Genomic DNA, 4,205 nt, shown 5'->3' with positions numbered 1-4,205 from the left:
GGCGCCCCCCCCCCCCCCCCGGGCCCCGCGAAAAGAAAACGCCCGCTTTCGCGGGCGTTTTTCTTACTTCTTTTCCTCGGCCGCCGCCGGCTTGAACTCGGTGCGGCAGTCCACGCGGATCTGCTCGCCGGTGCTGCGCCAGACAAAGGTGCGGCAATGACGGTTGCCGTCCTGGCTGTCGTTCACCGCGACCGCATAGAACGACTCGATGATCTCGTCACGCGTGACCGTGCCGTCGCCGTTCCAGTCCATGTCCTTCTGCTCGATGCCCTGGGTGATGGCGATGTTGGCGTACCAGGCATAGCCCAGCCACGCCAGCACGATCAGCACCAGGGCCAGCAGCGCCTTGCGACGCGGGCTGAACTTGCCGCGCAGGATCATGGCACGCGCCGGATGGTGGCGCCGAGCGAAGACAGCTTCTCTTCGATGTTCTCGTAGCCACGATCAAGGTGGTAGATGCGGTCGATGGTGGTATCGCCGCTGGCCATCAGGCCGGCCAGGATCAGCGAGGCCGACGCACGCAGGTCGGTCGCCATCACCGGTGCGCCGCTCAGGTGCTCGCTGCCACGCACGATGGCGGTGTGGCCTTCGACCTGGATGTCCGCGCCCAGGCGCAGCAGTTCGTTGACGTGCATGAAACGGTTCTCGAAGATCGTTTCGTTGATCACGCCCACGCCATCGGCCACGCAGTTGAGCGCCATGAACTGCGCCTGCATGTCGGTCGGGAATGCCGGGTACGGCGCGGTGGTCAGGTTGACCGCCTTCGGCCGCCTGCCCTGCATGTCCAGGGTGATGCTGTCGTCGGTGGTCTCGATCTTCGCACCGGCCTCGACCAGCTTGGACAGCACCGCGTCCATGGTGTTCGGGCGCGCACGGTTGACCGTGACCTTGCCACCGGTCATCGCCGCGGCCACCAGGAAGGTGCCGGTCTCGATGCGGTCGGGCAGCACTTCGTGGCGGCCACCGGACAGGCGCTCGACGCCCTCGATCACCAGGCGGGCGGTGCCCAGGCCTTCGATCTTCGCGCCCAGCGCGATCAGGCAGTGCGCCAGGTCGGTCACTTCCGGTTCCATCGCGCAGTTGTCGAGGACGGTGGTCCCTTCAGCCAGCACCGCGCCCATCAGCACGTTCTCGGTGCCGGTGACGCTGACCATGTCGAAGGTGAAGTGGCCCCCCTTCAGGCGCTTGGCGCTGGCCTTGATGAAGCCGTTCTCGACCACGATCTCGGCGCCCAGCGCCTGCAGGCCCTTGATGTGCTGGTCGACCGGTCGCGAGCCGATCGCGCAGCCGCCCGGCAGCGACACTTCGGCGGCGCCGAAGCGGGCCAGCAGCGGACCCAGCACCAGGATCGAGGCGCGCATGGTCTTGACCAGCTCATACGGTGCGACGTGCTGGTTGACCGGACGCGGGTCGACCACGATCGCGCTGCCGCGCGACAGCGTGCCCTGGTCGATGGTGACCTTGGCGCCCAGCTCGCCCAGCAGCTTCACCGTGGTGACCACGTCGTGCAGGTGCGGCACGTTGGTGATCTCCACCGGCGCATCGGCCAGCAGGGTCGCGCAGAGAATGGGGAGGACGGCGTTCTTGGCGCCGGAGATGCTCACTTCACCGTGCAGCGCAGCGCCGCCGGTCACAACGATCTTGGCCATGTATTCGGGATCTTCTGCGGTTCAGCCGGCTTCGGCCGGGGTCACGGTTTTCAGCGCCAGCGCGTGGATCGCGCCGCCCATCAGGTCGCCCAGGGTGGCATACACCATGCGGTGGCGGGCCAGCGGCATCTTGCCGGCGAAGGCCTCGCAGACCACGGTCGCTTCGAAATGCACGCCGTCGTCGCCCTGCACGTCGGCGCGGGCGCCGGGCAGGCCGGTTTCGATCAGATTGCGGATGGTGTCGGCGTCCAACGGGCTTTCCTAATAAAATGTGGGTCCATTCTACTTCCGCTGCGTGGCGTCCGCATGGCCGAATCCCTGTTGCCCCCCCGTTCCGTCGACCCTGCCGGCCTGGTTGCCAGTGGCCGCCGCGTGTTCGAGATCGAGCGGCAGGCCCTGGATGCCGTGGCCGACCGCCTCGGCGAGGCCTTCCAGCAGGCCTGCCAGGCGATCCTGGCCAGCCGCGGGCGGGTGGTCGCCACCGGCATGGGCAAGTCCGGGCATATCGCGCGCAAGATCGCCGCCACCCTGGCCTCTACCGGTACGCCGGCGTTCTACGTGCACCCCGGTGAAGCCGGCCACGGCGACCTGGGCATGATCACCGAGGACGACGTCGTGCTGGCCCTGTCCTACTCGGGCGAATCGGACGAGGTGCTGATGCTGCTGCCGGTGCTCAAGCGCCAGGGCAACCTGCTGATCTCCATGACCGGCCGCCCGCAGTCCAGCCTGGCCGCCGCCGCCGACATCCATCTGGATGTGAGCGTGCCGGCCGAGGCCTGCCCGCTGGCGCTGGCACCCACTTCCAGCACCACCGCCTCGCTGGCGATGGGCGATGCACTGGCCGTGGCCCTGCTCGATGCACGTGGCTTCACCGCCGATGACTTCGCCCGCTCGCACCCGGCCGGCAGCCTCGGCCGTCGCCTGCTGCTGCACATCACCGACGTCATGCACACCGGCGACGACCTGCCCAGCGTGGGCGCCGACGCCAGCCTCAGCGAGGCGCTGGTGGAAATGAGCCGCAAGCGGCTGGGCATGACCGCCGTGGTTGACGCCGACGGCGTGCTGATCGGGCTGTTCACCGACGGCGACCTGCGCCGTGCGCTGGACAGTGCGCTGGACGTGCGCACGGCGAAGATCGCCGACGTGATGACCCGCAACCCGCGCACCATCGGCGCCGACCAGCTGGCGGTCGAGGCCGCCCGCCTGATGGAGACCCACAAAATCACCGGCCTGATCGTGGTTGATGGCCAGGGCCGCGCGGTTGGCGCGCTGAACATTCATGACCTGTTGCGGGCCCGGGTGGTTTAACCGACAGTCCGTAGACCCCATTCAGTCTGTAACGCCGCACCCGCCCATAACGAGCCTGCCGCCCTGATGCCCTGGTCCCCCCTGCCCGCCTTCCCCGCCCACCTGCATGCCGCTGCGGCCCAGATCCGCCTGGCCTGCTTCGACGTGGACGGCACCCTCACCGACGGTCGGCTGTACTACGACAAGGACGGCAACGAGAGCAAGGCGTACTTCGTGCAGGATGGCCTGGGCCTGAAACTGCTGCAGCAGCACGGTATCCACCCCGTGCTGATCACCGCGCGCAACAGCCAGTCCGCGCTCAAGCGCGGCGCCGACCTCGGCATCGACACCCAGATCGCCGTGGGCGACAAGCTGGCCAGCGTGCAGGCGCTGTGTGCGCAGCACGGGATCGGCCTGGAACAGGTGGCGTTCATGGGCGATGACCTGCCCGATCTGGCGCCGCTGGGTGCGGTCGGCCTTGCGGTGGCCCCGGCCAATGCCCATCCGTGGATCGCCGAACGCGTGCATTGGCAGACCCGCGCCGAGGGTGGCCGTGGCGCCGCGCGCGAGCTGTGCGACATCCTGCTGGCCGCCCAGGGCCGCGCGGATGCGGTGCTGGCGAGGTTTGGCGCATGAACCTGCCCACCTTGAACTGGCGCACCGTGCTCGGCATCAGCCTGCTGCTGGCCGCCCTGCTGAGCAGCTGGGCGGCGCTGCGCAACCGCGACAAGGGTCCAGCCACGGGGGGCCAGGAAATCGGCGTGGATTACATCCTGCATGACTTCCAGATCGTTGCCCTGGATGAGCACGGCAAGGAATCGACCACCCTGCGCGCACCGCGGCTGGAACGCCAGCGCGGCGACCAGACCATCAACATCGCCACCCCGCTGTTCGAGATGCCGGACAAGGATGGCAAGCACTGGACGCTGCGTGCCGAGACCGGCTGGCTCAGCGCCAAGGGCGACGAGATGAAGCTGCGCGGCAAGGTTGCCGGCGACAGCCCGGCGGGCCCGGGTGTGGTGCCGACCACCTTCCGCACCGACCACCTGGACGTGTTCCCGAAGGAGAGCCGCGCCCGTACCGACGCCCTGGTGACCATGACCCGCCCGGGCATGGAACAGTCCGGCGTCGGCTTCGAAGTGGATTCGAAGAACAACACGTATCATTTCCTCAGCCAGTCCAAGGGCCGTTACACGCCCAGACGCTGATTCCGCCGCCAGCCCGCGACGTCTCCGGACAGGCGCAGGGCCGGCAGCCCCACCCTCCGCC

6 protein-coding genes are annotated in these 4,205 nt (G+C 68.4%); 3 read left to right on the top strand and 3 right to left on the bottom strand.

What is annotated here, in order from left to right:
* Positions 1 to 63: 63 nt before the first annotated feature.
* The 3 genes from O0K41_RS22030 to O0K41_RS22020 are packed head-to-tail and all read right to left on the bottom strand — an operon-like array spanning position 64 to position 1,901.
* Positions 64 to 381 (bottom strand): hypothetical protein, encoded by a 318-nt coding sequence (locus O0K41_RS22030; RefSeq protein ID WP_005408398.1) that lies wholly within the window; start codon positions 379 to 381, stop codon positions 64 to 66.
* Complete coding sequence (gene murA, locus O0K41_RS22025; protein WP_005412503.1) at positions 378 to 1,649, bottom strand: UDP-N-acetylglucosamine 1-carboxyvinyltransferase; 1,272 nt, start codon at positions 1,647 to 1,649, stop codon at positions 378 to 380. Before murA ends, O0K41_RS22030 begins: the two co-directional genes overlap by 4 nt.
* Positions 1,650 to 1,670: 21 nt before the next feature.
* Positions 1,671 to 1,901: a BolA family protein gene (locus O0K41_RS22020; RefSeq protein ID WP_005408396.1), complete on the bottom strand. Its 231-nt coding sequence runs from the start codon at positions 1,899 to 1,901 to the stop codon at positions 1,671 to 1,673.
* A 54-nt stretch (positions 1,902 to 1,955) separates the two neighbouring features.
* Between O0K41_RS22020 and O0K41_RS22015 the strand changes: the two genes are divergently transcribed.
* From O0K41_RS22015 to lptC, 3 genes are all read left to right on the top strand, one after another.
* Complete coding sequence (locus O0K41_RS22015) at positions 1,956 to 2,957, top strand: KpsF/GutQ family sugar-phosphate isomerase (RefSeq protein WP_012479347.1); 1,002 nt, start codon at positions 1,956 to 1,958, stop codon at positions 2,955 to 2,957.
* 66 nt (positions 2,958 to 3,023) lie between these two features.
* Positions 3,024 to 3,572, top strand: coding sequence for an HAD hydrolase family protein (locus O0K41_RS22010; protein ID WP_005408394.1), 549 nt, complete (start codon positions 3,024 to 3,026; stop codon positions 3,570 to 3,572).
* Positions 3,569 to 4,144, top strand: coding sequence for an LPS export ABC transporter periplasmic protein LptC (gene lptC / locus O0K41_RS22005; RefSeq protein ID WP_164223284.1), 576 nt, complete (start codon positions 3,569 to 3,571; stop codon positions 4,142 to 4,144). Before O0K41_RS22010 ends, lptC begins: the two co-directional genes overlap by 4 nt.
* Positions 4,145 to 4,205 lie beyond the last annotated feature (61 nt).

This window comes from Stenotrophomonas sp. Sm2128 (assembly GCF_030985535.1).
GTDB classification, from domain to species: domain Bacteria; phylum Pseudomonadota; class Gammaproteobacteria; order Xanthomonadales; family Xanthomonadaceae; genus Stenotrophomonas; species Stenotrophomonas maltophilia.
The sequence above is the reverse complement of the archived record's forward strand: the minus strand, read 5'-3'. Positions and strand labels throughout refer to the sequence as shown.

Coding starts and splice junctions, on each gene's coding strand:
- O0K41_RS22010 (WP_005408394.1), top strand. CDS start 3,024: ATGCCCTGGTCCCCCCTGCCCGCCTTCCCCGCCCACCTGCATGCCGCT.
- murA (WP_005412503.1), bottom strand. CDS start 1,649: ATGGCCAAGATCGTTGTGACCGGCGGCGCTGCGCTGCACGGTGAAGTG.
- O0K41_RS22015 (WP_012479347.1), top strand. CDS start 1,956: ATGGCCGAATCCCTGTTGCCCCCCCGTTCCGTCGACCCTGCCGGCCTG.
- O0K41_RS22030 (WP_005408398.1), bottom strand. CDS start 381: ATGATCCTGCGCGGCAAGTTCAGCCCGCGTCGCAAGGCGCTGCTGGCC.
- lptC (WP_164223284.1), top strand. CDS start 3,569: ATGAACCTGCCCACCTTGAACTGGCGCACCGTGCTCGGCATCAGCCTG.